Genomic DNA, 21,426 nt, shown 5'->3' on the forward strand with positions numbered 1-21,426 from the left:
TCTCCTTTACTACCAGTTTTGATCCGGGAACAGCACCATCGAAGAGCCTCTCAGAACGCTAAATGCAATTGCTTCTTCATTGAAGCTGCTTGAGGGTGCGGTCTTCTCTACTACGATGACCCCGAAATAGTAGTTCTCATCCCACAGATGTTTAGATGGTCCAACAATATTCGTCTCGTTGAACGTAAAGTCTACGAAAGTTCCCACGGCTTCTTCCTCGAACTCATCAGAAGAAGTGCTGTAATAGTTGTTAATTCTTACCAAATGAGTTGCCAGATTGTCACTTTTTCGCGCTCTGAACAGCCAAAGGTCATCTGTAAAACGATCAATGTTTTCAACGCTTACCTTCCAACCCGTTGCTCTCCAACCACTGAAGTTGACTGGTTTGATTCGAATACTCCAATTATCGGAAACTGGTGCACTGTTGAATAGTGTCGTCATCTGGCTTGATGAGTACCCACTTTTCGTGAGACTTTGCCAGTTTTGGAAGAAGACCTCCCCTTGACTGAATATGCCGCTCGCAGACATTGGTAGTATTCCCAACAACAGCCTCTGGGCGAATGGATCAAATCCTACAGCGGATTCTAGATAATTCTCTCTGTATCTTACGAAAGTTGGGACTCTTACTGATGGAAAGCTAGTTCCACTAAACCAAATGGATGGTTCATTAAATAGAGCACCGATTTTTTCAAAAACCTCAACCAGAACGGATTCCTTTACATTGTAGTTGATTTCTTCGCTTCTTGATACATAACCACCGCTGAAATTCGCATATACAGTGACTTTTACTTCGCTGTTTTCGGGGACAGTGGGGAGATATACTACCGCAGTGTCGAAGCTTTTCTTTTTGAGATTCTGAGAGGTAATATTATCTCCGTTCTTATTTTCTACTTTCCAATCGTAACTGGTTACATCTACAGTACCGATATTCTCGACCTTAATGAGGATTGGTTTTCCAGGTTCTCTGTTACTTTCTTGAATAAACAAAACGGGAATCGGAAGCTTAGGAATGCACGAAGAAAATGTGAAAACAAGTATTACAAACAGACCCAGCATTACGAACAACTTTGCTCTTTTCATTTCTATCCCCTCCCTTTCAGGTATTCCCTGACAAACTCATCTTCCTTCTCTTCAGCAAGACCATCCAGCCTTGCACATAACAACTCTTCGAGAAGTTCCCTGATTTCCGGACCTTCTTTCATGCGGTATTTTTCTATTAGCACAGTTCCATCAACTGTCAGCCTAATTTCGTTCAGCCCTCTCAAATAAGTTAGAAACAGAAGATCTTGTTCTTCATCGAGACAGGAATCAACGAAATTCAAGGTTTCCGACTTTCTTGACTTCAACAGGATGTGAAACTGAGAAGGCTTTCTTGGCTTCTCAACTACTATTCTACCAGCAGTACTCATTGCATCAGTAAGCCTGTCGAGAAAGTTTCTCGTAAGTCCGTAACGTTCTATACACCATTCAACAGCCTCGTTGTCGCTGTTTCTAAGCATTATCATCAAGAGAGTATAGAAAATCCTGTCCTCTCCAACCAGTGAAGCGTTCCTGGCTCTTCTGCTGAAATATCTGTCGAGCATGAGGTCAGTCTCTCTATCAAACTTCGATTGCGGGAAGAGTTTTTCAGTTACGCCAAGACTGGAAAGTCTCCTAAGTGCCTTCAGTGGAAGGGGCTCTTGTAGAGTCTTGATCAACTCATCTCGCAGCCGCTGTCCGGTGACTCTATTCAAATATCCTTCAGCAGCGCACAGTTTTAGCAGTTCGGCAGTCCGAATCTCAATTTCAAATCCAAAACGTTGCTCGAATCTCACAGCTCTGAGAATTCTTGTCGGATCTTCTATAAAGCTAAGCGGATGAAGAGCCCTAATTACTCCATTTGAAAGGTCCTTCCTTGAACCGAAAAAATCAATCAGAATACCGAACTCCTCTTGATTAAGCTTCACCGCCATTGCGTTGATGGAAAAATCCCTTCTGTAGAGATCCTTCTTGATTGTGCTCATCTCGATTTCAGGAAGCATTGCAGGTTTCTTGTAATACTCGGTCCTGGCGGTTGCCACATCGATTCGCAGACCGTCGTTGAAAAACATCGAACTTGCAAGGAACTCCTTGTGTTCCACTATCTTTATGTTGAAGTATTTCTTGAAAGTTTCTGCAAAAGTATTTGCATTGCCCTCAACAACGATATCCAGATCTAGATTATGCTTGTTGAGCAACAGATCCCTTACAAACCCTCCCACAATATACGTCGGCATGTTGAGTTCTGAACCGACAGCACCAAGAAATCTTAACATCGTTACTATGCGTTTCTCTGTGCGCTCCTCTATGAAATCTTCTACCGGGAACTTTGCGTAATTCTGTTCTCCATGGCTTTCTCCGGGATCAATTATTCTTCTTCTGCCAAAAGTACTTCTCAACAGATCAGTTCGTGTCACTATTCCACTTAATATGCCGTTGTCAAGAATTAGAATTGCAGTTGTGTTGTTCTCCACCATCTTGTCGGTCACCAACTGAACGGAATCATCTGCTGAAGATGTTACGAAGAACCTGTCAATAACTTCAACAACTCTCTTTTCAGAGAGACCGTGACGTACAGCCTTCTCGATATCTCTGTATTTGGAAACGCCCACGATTTTCTCATGGTCCACTACCGGGAGAGAGTGATGGCCAGTTCGCTGCATGATTTTGAAGACGTCCTCGACTCTCATATCGACAAGAACGGTCCTGACAGGTGAGGACATAATCTCCCTAACCTTTATCAAGCGTTCAATATTGTCTTCGAAGTTTCTTACTATTCTTTCTTCTGCCTCCGTTGCAGAGCAGTTTTCGAAGTAACCTAGTGTGTAAGACCCTCCGCCATTCCTGAGAATGCCTTCGAGCTCAGCTGTTTCGAGATTCATGTAGCGCGACCTAAGTGTGAAGTAGACCCTATTATTTGTTTCGAGAAGCACTACTAGGTTCTCTACACCAAGGAATGACCAGAGCTTTTCGACCGCAAGACTGAACCCGGCGGGCAGTGAATTCCTCTTTGCAGTAGCCATATTGATTTCCACACCCCTTATCGATGTGCTCTTGAGGCCCAATATAAGAGACTCGACAAGTCTTTGCTGGGAGGAGCTCAACTTATAACTCGAATAGACTCCTAGGCCGTCGGGTTGTGCTCCGATGTCTATTAGCCAGGCGGCCGTCCTTAGATCCTGGGCCTTGGTCGAGGCGTGAGTGAAGTTCCCTGTTTCTCTATAGATAGCTGTAGCGAAGAGCACTGCTTCACTTTGAGTCACTTCTTTCCTCTTCTTTCTTAGTTGGTTACACATGAGAGTGGTGCAAGATCCAAGTTCCTTGAAAACCCCATGCTGCGATTCCGAAAGAGTTGTGTTGTGATGATCAAAGAATCTGACTTCGGTGCTCTTACCTATCATTTGCTGAAGAACAGAGGGAATTCTTTTCACGTCTGAAGTGTCGACAACGACTAGGGAAGAGAGACTGAAGATCTTCAGCTCATTCACATTGTAGAATGATAACAAAAGACTTTTGGATGAAAGGAATCCCTTCAATGCAGGAACAAGTTGTCCTCCAAAGACAATCACATGATCTGGGTAGAGCTTCTGAGCAGCTACTGCAGACGCAAATGCATCAAAATCGGGGTTCCGGTGTGTTGTTATTACTTTCACAGACACTCCACCTCTTTAGCTTCTCGTAAAGCGTGCTCTTACTTATTCCGAGGATCCTTGCCACCTTTGTCTTGTTTCCTTTATGTCGATCGATCAACCACCTAACATAGCACCTTTCAAGCTCATCAAGAGTGACTTCTTCGAATTTGAACTCTGTTTCTTCGGGATTAACCCGCTCGGGGAGAACTGAATGTGAAAGATTTTCAAGCCTGCCGTGCATTGCAAGAATCGATAGGAGTCTGTTCCTCAGTTCACGGATATTTCCTGGCCAATCGTACTCCTTCATCCTTTTGACAAAACTCTCCGGCACTTTTGGGACTTTCTTTAGTCCCAGTTCATCACACAGCTTTGGCAGAAAGTAGTCTATCAAGAGTGGAATGTCTTCTCTCTTCTCCCTGAGCGGTTCGATTTTTATCTTAACAACATTCAATCTATAGTACAGATCGCTTCTGAAATCCCCTTCTCCAACTGCCGATTCGAGTTCTCGGTTTGAAGCTGCGATAACCCGGAGATCAAGCTTACGGAAAGAATTACCGCCCAGCCTTTGGCTTGAGGAAGTTTCCAACACGCGGAGCAACTTAACCTGCATCGCAAGTGGCATCTCGGATATTTCATCAAGAAAGAGTGTTCCACGGTGTGATTCTTCGACAAGACCAGGCTTCGAATTCAATGCTCCAGTGAAGGCTCCTTTTTCATATCCAAAGAGTTCGCTTTCGAATAGGGTTTCCGGTATTGCACCGCAGTTTATCGGAACGAACTTTCTCCTTCCGCTTTGCTGGTGGATTGACCTTGCAACGACCTCTTTGCCTGTCCCACTCTCTCCCTCAAGAAGGACCGTTACTTTTTTTTGTGCAATAATGGCAATTGTCTCCCTTAGTTGAAGGATATTGTTGCTGTTGCCTACTATCTCAACAGACGGTTCGATAGAGATTCTTTCAGCGAGACTGTCCCTCTCTTGTGAAAGCTCTGAAAACTCAATGGCCCTCTTAACTTCAAGAAGAGCATGAGTTAGGTCGAAGGGCTTCTCCAGGAAATTGAAGGCTCCCTTTCTCACCGCATCAATAGCTGTATTTATATCCCCATGAGCAGAAACGACTATCACGGGCGCATTATTCGAGGCTTCAGGGAGAATGTCAAGTCCTGAACCATCGGGGAGTCTCACGTCCAGTATAAGGCAGTCAAAGAATTCTTCTGAAATTTGCTTTTTTGCCTGAACAAGATTGTAAACCTGAACGACTTCGTACCCCTCTTCTTCCAGAGCGGAGCCCAGCAAGCCATTAAAGGCGAGATCATCGTCGACTAACAGAACCTTACTCTTCATCTCTTTGCCTCCTGAAGGTTAATACAAACACGGTTCCCCTTCCTGGAATACTTCTCATCTTCAATCTTACATCGTTCTCTTCACAGAAATTGCGGACAAGGTACAGTCCCAATCCCGATCCTTCGGCCTTTGTAGAGAAGAATGGTTTGAATACATTCTGCAAAGCGGCAGAATCAATTCCCTTTCCTGTATCGGCAATAATAAGCGTAACAATCTCTCTAGATGTCCGGACTTTAGAGATGATTGAGCTCTCTCCCGGTATGCTTGCTTCAACGGCGTTCATGAGTAAGTTTTTTAGAACATTTTCAAGCCTTCCCCGCTGAATGAGAACGATTCCTTTGTCGAGAGAGACAACCTTGAACTGTATCTTTTTTTCCGAGAAGATCGAAGACATGAAGGAAGCTACCTTCATCACGTGTTCAGAAAGATCTACCCTATCGAACTCTTCGCCATATCTGAAGATCTGCAGAATTCCCCCAATCCTACTTTGGAATGAGTTGAGTTCTTTTGAAAGAGTCTCCATATACTCCGGCTTGTTTGTTCTCTTGTAAAGATCAAGAGCCAACTTAACATTTGCTAGAGGCTGTTTTAGACCGTGTGCGAGATCGGCAACTGTCTGGGCATCTACTGCGTACCTTCTTGTCTTTTCCAGAAGTTGTTTTGTTTTCCACTGGCTGGTCTTGTCTGTCAGAGTCAGCAGAAAACCGCTCTTCTTTTTGTGGGCTACCGATACGAGGTAGCGTTTCCCAAGCTTCCTGCTGTAAACCTCGTACTGGCCTTCCTGAAGTGGGAAGATAAGACCTGTTCTTCTCGTGAATCTGTCGATACGGAGATATCTTCCTCCCTGACCACCATAGGAGAAGCTTCGGATAAAAGAATCGTTAACGAGATCAAAGTTGCCTTTTTCGTCAACCGAGACTACGGCAATGTCAAGTGTGTTTAAAAGCTCTGAGTAATCCCTGTATAGTTTTTCGTAATAATTTCTCTCCTCTTCTATCTGTAGTGAGAGGTTTCTGTAGAAGCCATATATCTCATTAAACTGCCCCTCAAGTTCGCCAATCGATTTCTTTTCTCCCGTACGGATAAGTCTAATGAGCCTTTCAAGCTGCCTTACCAATGTAAGATATACGGTAATAACTGACGCAAGTGCGAGAAGAATTACAAGTGACATTCTTTCTAGACTGAAGCCGTATACGAGAGAGAATAGAACTCCCGCTCCCATGACTACCCCACCGACTATATAGTGGTAGCCAGGATTGAACAATCCTTTGTCAAACTTTGACAAGTGTAATGGGTTCCCCTTCTTCTAAAGAAAGGAACTCTCGGGCACTCCCTTTGTTCACAGTGATTTCTAGGAATCCGCTTGAATCGAAATGGGCTAGCAGATTCCCCGAATTCACATCATAGTATGTCTTTCCGAATGTTGCCTTGAATGGTCTTCTCCCCTTCCCAATTTCAATTACGTCACCTTCCTCGAGATCATTTCCAAGGTCTACAGGGATGTTAGTTTCAAGATTTCCAAAGTGATCATAAAACGCCACTTCACCGACAATCGTGTTTCCTTCCCTGCCGGGTTTCTTGAATTTCAGATACTCGAAGTTCATCAGTCTTGAACCCAGCTTTTCCGGTTCCAGTCCGGCGGCTACATGAGCAGCTACGGGAGCGAAGATATCTCTTCCGTGAAAGCTTCTTGAGTTCCCCCAGTGATACTCCTTGTTCTCGAGGTCCCGGATCTCGTGAACTCCGTATTCTTCGGCCGCAAAGGTGAACAGGCCGTTATCAGGTCCCACGAGCCTCATCCCATTCTTGAGAACCATTAGTATCGGTTTTCTCGACGTGCCCACCCCGGGGTCAACTACTGCCAAAAAGACAACACTTTCAGGCATATCTTTGAGTGTCCTATGAATGATGTAGGCACCTTGTCTTATGTTGAAGGGTTTGATTTCGTGACTAACATCAATTACCTCAACCTTCCTATTCAGCTCCCTAATAACAGCCTTTGCTACCCCGACATAATAGCTGTCGGAACCCCAGTCAGTCAAAAAAGCTATCACACTTATCCCTCCATTTGCAAACGATAGAAGAAAAGACTCTCTCAATACTCCTTGATTCGAGTCTGTAGAGATTCGAGTCAGTTGAGCAGTCTGAAGCTCCAAATTTGGGGACTGCTTCACCATACTCGGAGACGAAATTCGAAAGCTCTTCCTCTCTCTGCTCTTCTGTCGGAAGAAGCAGAGCGGCCACGACCTCGGCTTTCTCCCTAAAGTAATCAATATGCCAGAATTTTCTCTTTTCTTCGATTAGGTGTCTTTTCACTCTTTCTGCTAGAGAGCTCATTGCCGAACCGATATACATGTAATAGCCCGCATCAAGGGTCCAGCTCCTGCAAAGGCTTGAAATCACAACCGCCTCTTTGAGAAAGAAAAGAACAACATAATCACCTTTATTGTAATCCATAATGTAGATATTATACGACAGCTTCAGTGCGAGATGACTGGCGGCTGGAACTTGGTGGCAAGCTTAATATATAATTTATTGAGGTGATCTAGATGGCTTACGTTGAAGTGAATAAGAATAGCATAGCGAAGAATTCAAGAAAGATCGTGGAGCTTGCCAAAAGTAATGGTGTTGAGGTCGCTGGAGTAACTAAAGTTGTGTGCGGAGATCCTGAGGTAGCGGTATCTTTAGTTGAAAACGGGATTACGGAAATTGGCGAATCAAGACTTGAGAATGTCGCGAGGATGAAAGGCGCAGGCATCAATCCGAGTTTTATTCTGCTCAGACTTCCAGAGAAGTCTCGATTCCCGCAAGTTGTAGAGCTTGTTGATTCAGTGCTTATTGGAGATCTTGAGAATCTTTCCAGACTAAAGGAGATTTCATCGGAAACTGAGAAAAAACTGAAGTTCATATATATGGTAGATACTGGAGACCTTAGAGAGGGAGTCATGTTTTATGAGGCTCAAGAAGTTCTCGAGAAAGCATTCGCTATCGTCGGTAAGGACCTTGATGGGATCGGCACCAATCTTGGATGTTTTGGAGGGGTAATTGCAACTCCGGAAAAATTCGAAATCCTTCTCAATCTGGGCGAATCTCTGAAGAGGACTACCGGTTACCCAGTTAGGAGATACTCTGCCGGAAACACAGCTTCATTACCCCTGCTTGAAGATAAGAGTCTTCCAGAAGGCATAAACCACTTTCGACTGGGAGAGTCGATAATGTGTGGAACAGATGTCACAAACAATCGAAGAGTTCCGGGAACCCTGCAAAACACATTCACTCTCGTAGGAGAGATCATTGAACTTGCAGAGAAGCCCTCATTACCAATTGGAGATATCGGTCATGATGCCTTTGGTCGGATTCCAAGGTTTTTAGATAAAGGGAATAGAATGAAGGCAATACTTGATCTTGGCGAACAAGATGTGGTTCCCTCAGGATTGACGCCTTTAGAAACTGGATGTGAAATAATTCATGCTTCCAGCGATCATCTAATAGTGGATATAACCGATTCCGAGAAGTCCTTTGCTGTTGGTGACTCGATTCCCTTCAGAATGTCTTACGGAGCACTGCTGAGAGTTATGACATCCCCCTATGTGAGGAAAGTGTACCTATGATAAAGCGACTTGAGAAGGTAGATCATTTGAGGGTTATGGAAATCGTAGAGACAATATGGGAAGGTGATGATTACATTCCACAAGTCTTTGAGAAGTGGGTTCGCGATCCTTCGTGCTATTTCATGGGGCTCTGGAAGGGAGGAAAACTGATTGGTATAGACAACCTCAGGCTGTTCAGTCGCCAAGTGGGTTGGATGGAAGGAATGAGAATAGACCCCGCCTTTCAGGGAAGGGGATACGGGAAAGAGTTAGGCAAAGAGATGTTGCAGTTGACCAGAAATCTGGGGATTGAAAGGTTGTATTTTGCAACTTACTTTGACAACACAGCTTCGATCAAAATGAACGAAGCTTTTGGCTTCGAACGAATAGCTGTCTTCACAAATCTGGAGAAGGAGATTGACGAATTGACTTCCCATTCCGTTGATCTAGTGGAATGCAGTGAAATTCCACAAATCAGCTGTCACATAAGCGAAGACTGGTCATTTATTCCAAAAGAAGTTCCAAACAAGACCAGTTTCCTGATACATCCTGTGCAGCTTTCAGATGGCGCTAACTGGGCGGTTTTGTCGATGAACTCCAAGTTCAATGATTGCCTTGACATCAATTTCATTGAAATGGTGGACAGGGAGAGTATTGAGGTTTTCGTGAAGGAGCTTGTGTTTTACGCGAAGGCGAAAGGTTTCGGCCGGATGCATACCATGGCCAGCGAGGATTTCAATCTAGAACCCTTTCTGCTGAATGGATTCAAGCCTTTCGAGAGAACAAAGGATGTATTCCTCTATTACGCCGATGGTTCAACTCTTCAAATCTGATCTCCACAAGTCGTTTTCGACTATATCTTGTGACAGTGGTTCTCGGCGATCTTGGATAGTTTTTTCGTTTCTAGAAGAGATGGTGTTGAGCTGAGCGAGAGCGGAATGGCTGTTACGAACTCTAGTTGCTTCAGTTCCGCATCTAGAGACTGGGGTATCCTACAATTACCAGGACGGTTTCTGATGGCATCAATTGCCGGGACTCAATACAGTAATGAGATCTACGCAAAGATTCAGTTTTGCTTTCATCTCAATCTTTGGTATGATTCCGAAGATTGGAGTCTGTATCAAGATTCCTTCTGTTTCATAATGACGCATTTTGAAGATGAGGTGGAAGATGAAGGTCGAAGTTGACAAGCGGATCCGAGTGATGGCAATAGCCCTTATGACATCAGAGCTGAATCAAAGTGCAAATCAGAAGCCCCACAGACACCACCCTCTCTATTTGGATACAGAGAACTTCATTATAGGCAGTAAGGTCCGTTTTCATGAGCTTGAAAGGCTACTGAGAGATGGAACACCGTCCTATTTTCTCTTCACTTACATTCTTAGCCATTCATGGCCTGGTCTCGAGCCAATTGAATTTCCATCATTTCTCGAAAGATACGAACCGGGTTTATGCAGGAGCGGGTTGAACAAGGAGATCAGGGGGGTTCTCGAGTCCGGAACTCTGGAGAAACTCTGGGAAAGCCAGAAGCCGCTATGGAATGAGATTGAGAAAGATGCTATCGAAGCTTTGGTTGGTAATTGTATTGAAAGAGTTATTGGCGGTTTCTTTGGAGTAATTGACAAGGAGCTCGTTTTCGCTCCAAATCCGCTTTATCCTGAACTTGTTTCCCTTGGTGTATCTGGATCTGACGGGCTCTACTGTATTGCAAGATATCCAGGCAAAGCGACCGAGAAGTGGCCCTATGAGCCAGGGGTCACGGCGCCCGATGAGGAATTCTCCAGTTATTCTGAGAACTTCGTCTGGTCCAGAATCGTTGCTTTTCACGAGTTCTGTCACCCGCTTTTAGATCCCTTTCTCTCGCGGAATGCCGAACTCGTCAAAAGACTCGAGCATTCACCTTTCTCGCTTGGAGTTCTCGAGTCTTACGGAAAGAGGTATCCTTCCTGGGAGGATATGTTCGCCGAGTTTCTTATCTACGGGATGACATATGCCTACCTGCTGGACGAATTTGGAGAGGAGGTTGCAGAAAGCTTCCATAAGACCATGGAAGGCAAGGCAGGCTTCACGATGAGCGATGTTGTTGGAAGACAGCTTTACCTTTACCTGAAAGCTTCAAGAGAAGGGAGGGTTATGAAGTTTGAAGATGAGCTTGCCGAGATTTTCGGCACAGAATAGACGGCATCTTTTCGACAGAGCTCTGAGTGATGACTGAGAAGGATCGCCTAGAGTTCTCTAGCCTTTTACCGAACCAGCAAGAAGCCCTCTCAGAAAGTACTTTCCGAGCAGTATATAGACTATCAATGTTGGTAGAGCGGCCAGCAGCGCACCTGCCATCTGGACATTCCACTCGACAACCTGACTCCCCGCTAGATTCACAAGGGCAACAGTAATTGGTTGTTTTGTGGGGTCACTGGTAACGGTCACGGCGAAAAGAAATTCATTCCAGATATTCGTGAACTGCCATATGACTACTACCACAAAACCAGGAAGGGATATCGGAAATAGAACCTTCAGGTATGTCTTGAATATACCTGCTCCGTCTATTCCGGCCGCTTCAATTAATTCAGTAGGCACTTCACTGTAGTAGTTCCTGAAAATCAGGGTGGTTATTGGCAAACCATAGACTACGTGAACCAATACCAATCCCCATATAGAGCCGTAAAGCCCGATATCTTGTAGAAAGCGTATTAGAGGAAAAAGGACACTCTGATAAGGAATAAACATTCCGAAAAGAACAAGAGCGAAGAGAAGATCTGAGCCCCTGAACTTCAATTTAGACAAAACATATCCATTTATCGATCCTATGATTGCCGAGAAAAGCGTTGCAGGGATGACCAACAGGAACGAGTTTCTTAAGTTAGGTGCAAGACGGCTGAAGGCCTTGGCAAACCCATCGAAGGAAAGATCGTTCGGAGGAAACCACATTCGCTCAAGCCCCACTTCTTTAAGGGGTTTGAGACTTGTTGCCAACAACACATAGACAGGCATCAGAAAGAACAATGCGAAAACAGTAAGAAGGATATAGATTAGGATTTTTTTGGTCATATCCTCTTCTCCTTTCTGAAAGCAGAAGCAAGGTAAGGGATTATGACTACGGCGACCATCAGAAGCATGATTATCGCTATTGCTGAGCCGGTCGCATATTTATTCGCTCTGAAAGTGGTTTCGAACATGTAGATAGCCGGTACGTCGGTTACGTTGTTTGGGCCGCTGCCGGTCATAGCGTAAACAAGATCAAAGATCTTCAGCGAAATGTGACCTAAAATAATCATCGCGCTTAGAGTTATCGGTCTTAGAATAGGAAACTTGATTTTCCAGAAGATCTGCCAGCCGGTTGCTCCATCAACTTCGGCAGCCTCCACGAGATCCTGGGATATCCCACGAAGCCCTGCAAGATACATGGCCATTGTATAGCCTGACATCTGCCATACAGCTGCGATTATCACTGGAATCAGCGCTATATTGAAATTTAGGAAACTCTCAGTGCTGGTGAACCACTTCCACTGAAAAAAATCCAGTCCTACCAGATTGAATAGAAGATTCATACCTTGAGGACTGCTTGGTAGAATTCCAGGAGCGAAGATCCATCTCCAGACTGCGCCTGTCACAACGAATGAAAGCGCCATTGGAAACAGATAAATATTTCTGAATACACTTGATCCCTTGAGGTTACGATCAATCAGTACAGCTAAAACAATTCCCAGCAGAAGACACCCTAGAATAAAGAAAAGTGTGAAATACAGAGTGTTCCACAGATCGGTTTGAAATCGCGGGTCTTCGAAAAGCCTGAAATAGTTGCGCAGTCCGACAAATTCGAATTCGCCTTTAAGAAGCCTGGCAAAACTATTCCAGTTGGAAAGGGAAGTTCTACTCGTCCAACCAATGAAGAAATATACGAAGATTCCTATTGCCGCAAAGGTTGGCGAAAGAATGAAAAAGGAAATAATCCCGCGTTTTGTCTTCCTCTTGATCTGGAACACCTCCAATAATGGGGCCCACAGATGCGGGCCCCATTTCGCAAGGATTAATAGATGTAGTCTTCAGCAGCGTTTTCTATGGCACTCAGGAAAGCCGCCCTATCCTTTGTAGTAATAAAGATGTTAACAGCGTCGTTCAGCTCGGTTATGAAGCCTTCAGGCGCAGCAGATCCATGAGCTATAGAGGGACATAGCGCGTTTGTAGAAAAGTCCTCCATAGACCATGTCAGGTAAGGATCGTAGAGTGATTTGTCTGCATCCAGTCTCGCAGGAATCGAACCTTTTATCGGGTTAAATGCATCTTGACCTTCGACTGAAGCAACAATTTCGAGCCATTTAAGTGCGTTTTCTCTGTTTGGAGCGCCCTTCGGCAGGCCAAACGTATCCGTTACTACCATGAAGGAGCCCTCGGTTCCGGGAACTGCCATCCAGCTGAACTCCTCTCCCGGTGTCCATCCCAGAGTTTTCAGATAACCTTCTGCCCAGTCTCCCATTACGTTGAAGGCAGCCCTTCCATCGAAGACCATCCTTGTAGCATCTTGCCAGGTGAGAGCTGCATGGTCTTCATTTACATACTTAATTAGTTCTTCGAAAATTATGATAGCTCTTTCAATTCCTGGATCTTCGAAGCCTGTAGTTCCGTCCCATAAGCCGTTGTACTTATCTGGTCCCAAAGCCGAAAGCAACACGGTCTCAAACAGGTGCCCGGCCTCCCACTTATCCTTGTCTCCAAGGGATAGTGGAATATAACCGGCATCTTCAATCCTTGCACAGACTTCCAAGAATCCCGGTCCATCGGTAGGGACCTTGTCTATACCGACTTTCGTAAGGATTTCGTTGTTAATAAAGACTACGTTTCCTCTGTGAACGTTTACGGGAATCGAGTAGACTTCTCCTTCGTAGCTACATATTGTCATAATGTCTTCGGGGAATTTATCGAGAATTCCCCAGCTTTCCAGAATGTCGGTGAGCGGCTCCATCATATCGGTAATCACATAAGTGTCGATTAGTTCCATACCTCCATGCACCTGAAAGGAGTCAGGAGGATTACCACCCAGCATTCTTGTTTTCAAGACAGCTTTTGCGTTTGTACCGGCTCCACCGGCGACGGTTGCGTTAATTATCTCGACGTCGAGATACTTGGTTCTAAATACCTCATAGATGGCAGCAAGTCCTTCCTCTTCTCCTCCACCAGTCCACCAGCTGAAAATCTCAACACTTCCCGAGGCAAAGAGCAGACTTACGGAGAGAAGAAGAACTGCCAAAAGACACTTTTTCATCAAAACACCCCCTGTTTGTTCGGCTTCACGCCGCGCAATAGTCTTCTTTATCCCCAGACCGAATGAGAACCTAATGAAGATTATACTACTGTTAACATTTCACTAAGCAACTCCTTTGAATAGAAGCCGGTGATTATTTGTCGAGAGATAACTGCACTCCTTTACGCGCAGCCCTCTAATTCAATGTATTGGGGCTGAAATCTGAGATTTATGGCAGTTTTCTCCCGCCAGTTTTCTTCGACTCGCACGGTAGTGGTATCATTTACTCATAAACTATTGGGAGGGATTGGATTGTCGGCAGTTAACATAAGCATAGTTGGTGCGGGAAGTGCGGTGTTTTCTCTGAGGCTGGTTAGTGATCTCTGCAAGACGATTGGTCTTCATGGTAGCACGATAACATTGATGGACATTGACGAGCGGAGACTTGACGCAGTTCAGGTCCTTGCATCAAAGTTTGCAGAAGAGATGGGCACAAGTCTTGAGTTTACTAAGACTGTGGAGTTGGAAGAAGCTATAGAGGGAAGCGATTTTGTGATTAACTCGGCACTGGTTGGAGGACACGCTTTTCTGGAAAGAGTAAGGGCAATCGGCGAGAAGCACGGCTATAGCAGAGGGATAGACACTCAAGAGTTCAACATGGTCTCAGATTACTATACTCTGACTAACTGGAACCAACTATCGCACTTCTTAGGAATCGCGGAAATCATGGAGAAGCGTGCACCGAATGCATGGCTTCTTCAGGCAGCCAATCCAGTTTTCGAGGGTACAACTCTGATAAGGAGGCGCTCGAAAATCAATATGGTAGGATTCTGTCACGGCCATTACGATGTTCTGGAGGTAGCCGCGACACTTGGAGTGAATACATCTGAACTTGACTGGCAGGTTGCCGGCGTAAACCACGGGATATGGCTAAATAGGTTTAGGAGAAACGGGGAGGACCTCTATCCTTTGTTTGAGGATTACGTGTCAAAGTATGAATGCAATGAGTTCAAGCCGTCAAATCCTTTCAATGTCCAGATGTCACCTGCTGCTCTTGACATGTATTCATTCTACGGTTTGGTTCCAATCGGAGATACCGTACGAAATAGCGGGTGGAAGTATCATTACGACCAGCAGACCATGGAAAAGTGGTATGGAAGTCCTTGGGGCAGCCCGGATTCCGTGCCTGGCTGGAGGTGGTACAGAGAGCAGCTTGGAGAGGTTACTGATGCAACTCTTGCTCTTGCAAAGGCAATCGAGCAGTTTCCGGATGCGAGTCTGGATAAGCTTATAATTGAGGGTACGAAAGGTCTGTCCAGTGATTTCACGAGAGAGGCAAATCAACTTTACGATAAAGATTCTATGAGTGGTGAGCAGCATATTCCCTTCATTGACGCAATTGTAAATGGGAATTCTGCAAGATTAGTTGTTAACACTCTGAATGAGGGTGTTATTGCAGATATTGATGACGATGTTGCAATTGAAGTTCCTGCGATAGTAGACAAAGATGGGATTCACGTAGAGGCGATTGATCCGGCATTGCCCGAAAGAGTCATTCAGTGGTACTTGAAACCAAGAATACTCAGGATGGAGTGGGCTCTCGAAGCCTTCGAAGAGAAGAACCCCGATCTTATTGTCGAGATTCTTCTAAAGGATCCTAGAACGAAATCTTATGAGCAGGCAAAAGCGGTTGTTCAAGAAATATTCGATTCGGAAGGATGGGACAAATAGAGTGCCAAGTCGTTTTTAGAAACATGAAGGGCTCTTACAATCTGTTTTTGTGAATCGCATTGTCAGTTAACTGCTTTTTCAGAGAAACAGGGAAATGATTCTTCGGAATCGGAAAAAACTCGAACTCTGTGGAGTGAAAAAATCTGACAGCTAATATACGTTGCCCCTGGGCCGAAATGGATGATGTGTACATCAAATACCACGATACTGAGTGGGGTGTTCCCGTTCATGAAGACAAGAAGTGGTTTGAGTTTCTTGTTCTGGAAGGAGCTCAGGCTGGTCTCAGTTGGCGCACAGTGCTAAGAAAGAGAGAAAGTTACAGGGAGGCCTTTGCAGGTTTTGACCCTCTTATTGTTGCAAAGTTTGATGAGGATGAGATAGAAAAGCTAATGGCAGATTCCGGAATTATCAGAAATCGAAGAAAGATAGAATCAGCTATTAACAATGCAAAGAAATTTCATCAAATTGAAGTGGAGTTTGGCACATTTGATAGATTTATCTGGAGTTTTGTTGATTACAAGCAGGTGGTGAATGTCTGGGCTAATGTCTCAGAAATCCCGGCAGTGAGTAAAAAAGCTCATCAGATTTCGCACGCTCTAAAAGATAAGGGCTTTACTTTCGTTGGACCAACAATCGTCTATGCTCTAATGCAGGCAGCCGGCTTGGTGAACGATCATCTTGTATACTGCTTCAGGTATACAGAGGTGCAAACCTAGATTGAGAATTCTCATCTCCCTTCATCGTTTGATGATATAATATCTCTTGCTTAATTAGATAGCTGCGTGGGGTGATCTAGATGAGCTGTTTTCATACAGAAGAGATTTTTGCCCTAATAGACTTGCTTGATTCCAGAAATGGTTCTTACGATGAAAAAGCGAGCAAAATCCTTGCTTCGCCGCTTGCAAAAATGTTTGGACAGTTCCGCATCTGTGATTCAGAGGTAGAAGAATGTCTGAATGCTGCTTTTTCTGGAAGAGAAGATCTTTCCGGTCTCTCTAAGGATTGCACGGAGCTGATCTTCTATGTAGAGAAGATCAGAGAGAGGGAACCTGAGCTAAGAACCTTCTTTGATTTCATCAAGAGAGATGAAAAGCAGATCAGATCGAAGGCTATCTCAATGGCCGAAGAGTATCTTCCAAAAGGGGCATCATTCGAAGGGCTAAACGTCTTCTTTATTCCAATGCCTTACAACGCCAATGCAGATCATAAAGGCGTCTACTTCGATCCGATTTTTGCTCTAGATGTGGGTATAGAGGCTATCGAAGAAGTAATGGCTCATGAAGCTCATCACATAGCAAGAAATTCAATTACCAGAGAGAGACTCGAGTTCGACGAGACGCCGCTTGACCAATTGGTTTACAGATTTGTGAGTATAGAGTGTGAAGGAATTGCGAATCTTGTGAGCGACGTGTCAAAGATTCCTGTAATGAAACGAGTTGCGCTGTCGAGAGAGAAGATAATGGGAGAGTTTGAGAAGCATCTTGAGATGCTTCAGGAGGTCTTTCTTAATCTTGCGCAGAATAACATCTCCGATAACGAGGCCCGTCTGATCATGCAGAGAAGCTGGTTTGGCATCGGAAGTCTTGCTCCGGTTGGAATGAAAATGGCTACGGAAATCGAGAAAGAGCTGGGAAGAGAAAAACTGATTGCGACTGTGGGTGATACTGTTGCCTTCCTAAGAACCTACCAGGAGGTAGCATTTAGGAAATCCTACTACCTCCTGGAAGACGAGACCTTTCTTATGTTGGGGAAACTTCTTGGAGTTTAGTTCCTCACAGCTTCGAAGCGAAAGCCTTGCCGAATTCTCTGCAATCGTTAAGGCTTAGGTCATCTGGTGACCAGAGTTTCTTCAAACCGGGTTGTATGATCTCAAATCCGGCTTCTTCAACCATTTTGCCGAGAACATCTATTGATTCGCCGCTCCAACCGTACGTACCGAATACAGCTGCCTTCTTGTTCTTGAAGGCGAGGCCTTTCACTTCGTGAAGCATACCTGACAAAGGTGCGAGAATCCCCTTGTTCACAGTTGGAGAGCCAAACAGAACGGCCTTTGACTTGAATATCTCCGTCACAATGTCGTTCTTGTCCATCTTCCCCGCGTTGTAGAGTTTGACCGGCGTACCTTTGCTCGCACTGTCAATGCCTTCAGCAATAGCTTCGGCCATCTTTCTAGTGCCTTCCCACATTGTATCGTAGACAATAGTCACTTGGTCTTCCTGATAATTGTCTGCCCATTTCAAGTAATTCTTCACTATTTGTGCAGGGTCTTTTCTCCAGATCACACCGTGGCTTGGGCAGATCATGTTCAATGGAAGATCGAAGGACAGGACTTCTTCAATCTTTCTCACAACGAGCTTACTGAAAGGAGTGAGAATATTAGCATAATACTTGATCGCTTCTTGATAAAGTTCTGCCTGGTCTACAAGATCGTTATACATAAGTTCGGTGGCATAGTGCTGCCCAAACGCATCGTTGCTGAAAAGAATCGCGTCACCATCCAGGTACTCAAACATCGAATCTGGCCAGTGAAGCATCGGTGCTTCCACGAAGGTAAGAGTCTTCTTACCAAGACTCAAAGTATCACCTGTTTTTACCGTGACAAAATTCCAGTCTTCATGAAACTGCCCTTTCAGAGATTTTGTTGCGTTTTCCGTACAGTAAATCGGGGTGTTGGGAATCTCTCTCATCAATGCCACAAGTCCACCGCTGTGATCGATCTCTCCATGGTTCGCTATGACATAGTCAATCTCTGAAAGATCAATGACTTTTTTTAGGTTCTCCACAAATTCCTCTGCAAAAGGAGCCCAGACCGTATCTATCAGAGCTGTTTTCTCGTCTTTTACTAGATATGCGTTGTAACTCGACCCTCTGTGAGTTGAATAATCTTCTCCGTGAAACTTTTTCAGTTCCCAGTCAATCTTGCCGACCCAAGTTACACTATCGGTAATCTTCCTTCCCATATGAACACCTCCCATACTGATTATAAGTCTACCAAAATTGAACGATTTAATCGGTAACATTTGTTACGTATTCTCTCGGAAACCTAGCTAAAAAAGTCTTCACTTGATTCCGAAGAAATTGTCCTGGTGAAGTCAGTTCAATCATAACTGTCGATTCTAAGACTTTTCACAAATCGAGTCCCATAAAACGGATTCCAATCTGAACGTTTGAATTCAAATCCAGCTGTAGTGAGAATCGGTTCTTCAGGCATGCTCATTTCCAGTTGGTTGAATGGCTACACAGTAGAAGTATTTCAATGTGCGTGATATTCTTAGAACGAGCATAAATTCAGGTTCTTGAGTTCGGTTCATACAACAGAGAGTCTCCTTGGGAAGGATTAGCGGGGAAAATATGTCTATGATGGGAGTGTTTTGGTGAAGGAACGTATCACATATTTGTTTGATCTTGACGGTACACTAAGCGCTGTTTCTGATGAGGATTTCGCAAGGCGATATTTTCAACTTGTTTTCAGCTCGGCAGAAGGGAGAGTCGTCTTAGAAAAACTTATGTCTGCTTTGGAGGTCTCACTCAAAGCTCTTTTTGGCGATAGAGACAACTTCAAGAATAATTATGACCTTTTCATGGAGAGGTTTGTAGAATCGATGGGTGATCATGATCAAAATTGGTATGAACAGTTTTTCAATGAGTTCTACGACGGTGATTACAACAAGTTGGAAGAACTGGTGGCGCCCCGAGAGAATGTAGTAAAGGTGTTGAAGGATTTGAGGAAGGCAGGGAAAGGAATTATCATCGCAACAAATCCAATTTTTCCGGGAAAGGCTATCAACAAGAGACTTGAATGGGTCGGAGTGGAGAAGAAATTCTTAGACTACGTGACGACCATGGAAAACTCACATTACGTTAAGCCCGATTTAAGATACTATCGTGAGATTTTGGAGGTCAACGGTCTTGAGGCAAGCAACTGTGTGATGATCGGAAATGACATGAGCATGGATGGTGTTTGCTCAGATGTTGGAATCGAATACATCGACGTCTCTTCAATTCAGTCTATCTGGAAAACAACCTAGACTGTACTCCCGCCATTAGTTCTGCCGTGAATCTCGAGATCAGGTGAAGGACATCAGCTCTGTCCTGAGCGCTTTCAATGAAATCGTACTTGTCACCGTCAATGATTAGTTTTCTGCAAAACTTAACTCTCTCTATCCAGGCATCGTATAATCCGTTGAGTCTTTCGATATATTCTTCACTTACATCGCTCTCAAAGCCTCTACCTCTCTTCTTTATCCTCTTCAACAACACATTCTTCGAGCATTTTATATACACAATTCCGTCTGGAGTTGTTAGGTGATCTGAGAGTGTCTCATAAGTGTCAAGATAGAGTCTCCAGTCTCTTTCATTGATGTAGCCCATTAGTTGTAGGTTGCGGGCAAATATTTCCACATCTTCGTATATCGTTCTGTCCTGTAAAATCACCGCACCCTCAGTAACAACTCTCTTGAGGAAATCAAAGCGTTTGACAAGAAAGAACAGCTGCGAATGAAAGGCCCAGCTTTTCATATCGGAGTAGAAGTCTTCAAGAAAAGGGTTTTCATCAACGGCTTCGTAGACACCTCTGAACCCAAGCTCCTCCTCCAGCAAATTAGTGAGAGATGATTTCCCAGCTCCGATGTTTCCGCATATTCCCAATATCATAAGATCGCCTCGATTCTCTCAAAAACCCTTTTGAGGTCTTCGGGATTTCTCACAAAATCGATGTTCGAAGTATCAATTCTGAGAACCTGGCTTTCGGCCACGTTCTTCATGTAATTCTCATAAGCATCACCTAGCATCGAGATGTAGGTCCTGTCCATTCTTCTCTCAAACGGTCTATCTCTAAGAGCAATTCTATTCATTAGGGTATCGATGTCTGCGTATAGATAGACTATAAGGTCTGGATGAAGAACCTGCTCTTTAAGAGCATTAAATATCTTCTCATATAGTCTGAATTGTTCCCCCTTGAGATTGAGAGATGCGAATAAATGATCCTTTATAAAAGCATAGTCAGAGACCACTCCCTGTCCCTGCGAAGCTGCCTTCTTGACGTTCGACTGCTGATCAAACCGACTTATCAAGAAAAAGAGCTGAGTTTGAAAAGCCCATCTTTCCATATCTTCATAGAAACGAGCAAGAAATGGATTTTCTTCGACAACTTCCAGTACAGTTGGCATAGTGTATTTTCTAGAGAGAATTTTAACAAGGGTTGTCTTACCAACTCCTATTACTCCTTCCACAGAAACAAACTTTCCGCTTAGATTAGAAAACATCATCCAGATTCACTGCTCCAATTCTGAAAGAGATGATGGATATCTCGCCTCCAAACAGTGCCAATCTCTTTCATTAAAGAATGAACTTGCCGGTCGCGTAGATATCGACCATAATTAGCTATTTATATCCTGAATTCTCTCAGATGCTCTTAGCCCGTCAAAAAAGGGTTTCAAGTAGTTTAGAACGGATTCCAGGTAATAATGGACAGTTTCGTGATAACCGGGAACAGAGAGTACTATTGAATCCCCAATGGTTCCTGCTCCAACCCGATATAGGCAAAGAGAAGGGTCAGCGACAATTGCATTCCTAAGCATTGCCGTCTCAATTCCTGTCGCCCTTTTATCGACAAGAGACAAGACAACTTCGGGTCCTATGTCTTCCCTGTAAAGCCCAGTTCCTCCAAGAACTAGAACTATGTCATTTGAACAGGAATCGGCATATATTGCTTCTTTAAGGTCACTCATCACTGGGTCAACATCAGTAGAACCTGTGTACGTAAAACCATGATCTTCAAGAATCCTTTTTGAAATCTCTATCGATTCAGAGATTTCATCGAAAAAACCAGACTCAAGTATCCTAATTATCTTACAGCTATACATACCACACCTC

20 protein-coding genes are annotated in these 21,426 nt (G+C 44.3%); 7 read left to right on the forward strand and 13 right to left on the reverse strand.

All coding sequences use genetic code 11. From position 1 onward, the window contains the following. Positions 1-9 precede the first annotated feature (9 nt). The 6 genes from Y697_RS01345 to Y697_RS01370 are packed head-to-tail and all read right to left on the reverse strand — an operon-like array spanning position 10 to position 7,449. Positions 10-1,080 carry a hypothetical protein gene (locus tag Y697_RS01345; protein WP_121549909.1) on the reverse strand — a complete coding sequence of 357 codons (1,071 nt, stop codon included), beginning with the start codon at positions 1,078-1,080 and terminating at the stop codon, positions 10-12. A 2-nt stretch (positions 1,081-1,082) separates the two neighbouring features. Beyond that, positions 1,083-3,671 (reverse strand): CBS domain-containing protein, encoded by a 2,589-nt coding sequence (locus Y697_RS01350; protein ID WP_121549910.1) that lies wholly within the window; start codon positions 3,669-3,671, stop codon positions 1,083-1,085. Further along, positions 3,634-4,992: a sigma-54 dependent transcriptional regulator gene (locus Y697_RS01355; RefSeq protein WP_121549911.1), complete on the reverse strand. Its 1,359-nt coding sequence runs from the start codon at positions 4,990-4,992 to the stop codon at positions 3,634-3,636. Before Y697_RS01355 ends, Y697_RS01350 begins: the two co-directional genes overlap by 38 nt. Then, positions 4,982-6,277, reverse strand: coding sequence for a PAS domain-containing sensor histidine kinase (locus Y697_RS01360; protein WP_121549912.1), 1,296 nt, complete (start codon positions 6,275-6,277; stop codon positions 4,982-4,984). The genes Y697_RS01355 and Y697_RS01360 overlap by 11 nt, the downstream gene beginning before the upstream one ends. Beyond that, on the reverse strand, positions 6,264-7,046 hold the full coding sequence (locus tag Y697_RS01365) for an S-adenosyl-l-methionine hydroxide adenosyltransferase family protein (protein ID WP_121549913.1): 783 nt from the start codon (positions 7,044-7,046) through the stop codon (positions 6,264-6,266). Before Y697_RS01365 ends, Y697_RS01360 begins: the two co-directional genes overlap by 14 nt. Further along, the gene (locus Y697_RS01370; RefSeq protein ID WP_121549914.1) at positions 7,027-7,449 is read right to left on the reverse strand and encodes a DUF123 domain-containing protein; all 423 of its coding nucleotides are present in this window, start codon (positions 7,447-7,449) and stop codon (positions 7,027-7,029) included. The genes Y697_RS01365 and Y697_RS01370 overlap by 20 nt, the downstream gene beginning before the upstream one ends. Before the next feature lie 92 nt (positions 7,450-7,541). On the opposite strand from Y697_RS01370, the gene Y697_RS01375 reads away from it, so the two are divergent. From Y697_RS01375 to Y697_RS01390, 3 genes are all read left to right on the forward strand, one after another. Further along, positions 7,542-8,603, forward strand: coding sequence for an alanine/ornithine racemase family PLP-dependent enzyme (locus Y697_RS01375; RefSeq protein ID WP_121549915.1), 1,062 nt, complete (start codon positions 7,542-7,544; stop codon positions 8,601-8,603). Then, on the forward strand, positions 8,600-9,415 hold the full coding sequence (locus tag Y697_RS01380; RefSeq protein ID WP_121549916.1) for a GNAT family N-acetyltransferase: 816 nt from the start codon (positions 8,600-8,602) through the stop codon (positions 9,413-9,415). The genes Y697_RS01375 and Y697_RS01380 overlap by 4 nt, the downstream gene beginning before the upstream one ends. A 337-nt stretch (positions 9,416-9,752) precedes the next feature. Further along, positions 9,753-10,760, forward strand: coding sequence for a hypothetical protein (locus Y697_RS01390; RefSeq protein ID WP_121549918.1), 1,008 nt, complete (start codon positions 9,753-9,755; stop codon positions 10,758-10,760). Between the two features lie 57 nt (positions 10,761-10,817). Here Y697_RS01390 and Y697_RS01395 read toward each other — a convergent pair whose 3' ends face one another. The 3 genes from Y697_RS01395 to Y697_RS01405 are packed head-to-tail and all read right to left on the reverse strand — an operon-like array spanning position 10,818 to position 13,842. Further along, positions 10,818-11,630, reverse strand: a complete 813-nt coding sequence (locus tag Y697_RS01395; RefSeq protein WP_121549919.1) for a carbohydrate ABC transporter permease — start codon at positions 11,628-11,630, stop codon at positions 10,818-10,820. After that, positions 11,627-12,571 (reverse strand): carbohydrate ABC transporter permease, encoded by a 945-nt coding sequence (locus tag Y697_RS01400; RefSeq protein ID WP_121549920.1) that lies wholly within the window; start codon positions 12,569-12,571, stop codon positions 11,627-11,629. The genes Y697_RS01395 and Y697_RS01400 overlap by 4 nt, the downstream gene beginning before the upstream one ends. Positions 12,572-12,609: 38 nt before the next feature. Then, a complete protein-coding gene (locus Y697_RS01405) occupies positions 12,610-13,842 on the reverse strand; it encodes an ABC transporter substrate-binding protein (RefSeq protein WP_121549921.1) in 1,233 nt (410 codons plus the stop codon). 291 nt (positions 13,843-14,133) lie between these two features. Here Y697_RS01405 and aglA point away from each other — a divergent pair, with 291 nt between their 5' ends. The 3 genes from aglA to Y697_RS01420 all read left to right on the forward strand — a co-directional run bounded on the left by aglA (position 14,134) and on the right by Y697_RS01420 (position 17,320). Next, positions 14,134-15,552, forward strand: a complete 1,419-nt coding sequence (gene aglA / locus Y697_RS01410; RefSeq protein ID WP_121549922.1) for an alpha-glucosidase AglA — start codon at positions 14,134-14,136, stop codon at positions 15,550-15,552. A gap of 176 nt (positions 15,553-15,728) precedes the next feature. Next, entirely contained in the window at positions 15,729-16,268 is a 540-nt protein-coding gene (locus Y697_RS01415) for a DNA-3-methyladenine glycosylase I (protein ID WP_121549923.1), read from the forward strand. An 80-nt stretch (positions 16,269-16,348) separates the two neighbouring features. Beyond that, positions 16,349-17,320 carry a DUF5700 domain-containing putative Zn-dependent protease gene (locus Y697_RS01420; protein WP_121549924.1) on the forward strand — a complete coding sequence of 324 codons (972 nt, stop codon included), beginning with the start codon at positions 16,349-16,351 and terminating at the stop codon, positions 17,318-17,320. Between the two features lie 4 nt (positions 17,321-17,324). Here the strand turns inward: Y697_RS01420 and Y697_RS01425 are convergent, their stop codons facing one another. Continuing rightward, positions 17,325-18,512, reverse strand: a complete 1,188-nt coding sequence (locus tag Y697_RS01425; RefSeq protein ID WP_121549925.1) for an anaerobic nitric oxide reductase flavorubredoxin — start codon at positions 18,510-18,512, stop codon at positions 17,325-17,327. A 414-nt stretch (positions 18,513-18,926) separates the two neighbouring features. Here Y697_RS01425 and Y697_RS01430 point away from each other — a divergent pair, with 414 nt between their 5' ends. Then, positions 18,927-19,580: an HAD family hydrolase gene (locus tag Y697_RS01430; RefSeq protein WP_121549926.1), complete on the forward strand. Its 654-nt coding sequence runs from the start codon at positions 18,927-18,929 to the stop codon at positions 19,578-19,580. Here Y697_RS01430 and Y697_RS01435 read toward each other — a convergent pair. From Y697_RS01435 to Y697_RS01445, 3 genes are all read right to left on the reverse strand, one after another. Continuing rightward, positions 19,561-20,205 (reverse strand): deoxynucleoside kinase, encoded by a 645-nt coding sequence (locus Y697_RS01435; RefSeq protein WP_121549927.1) that lies wholly within the window; start codon positions 20,203-20,205, stop codon positions 19,561-19,563. The two genes, Y697_RS01430 and Y697_RS01435, sit on opposite strands and share 20 nt — an antisense overlap. Then, on the reverse strand, positions 20,202-20,816 hold the full coding sequence (locus Y697_RS01440; protein WP_259462258.1) for a deoxynucleoside kinase: 615 nt from the start codon (positions 20,814-20,816) through the stop codon (positions 20,202-20,204). The genes Y697_RS01435 and Y697_RS01440 overlap by 4 nt, the downstream gene beginning before the upstream one ends. Positions 20,817-20,930: 114 nt before the next feature. Further along, positions 20,931-21,416 (reverse strand): molybdopterin-binding protein, encoded by a 486-nt coding sequence (locus Y697_RS01445; protein ID WP_121549929.1) that lies wholly within the window; start codon positions 21,414-21,416, stop codon positions 20,931-20,933. Positions 21,417-21,426 lie beyond the last annotated feature (10 nt).

Origin of the sequence: Mesotoga sp. BH458_6_3_2_1 (genome assembly GCF_003664995.1) — a bacterium.
Classification (GTDB): domain Bacteria; phylum Thermotogota; class Thermotogae; order Petrotogales; family Kosmotogaceae; genus Mesotoga.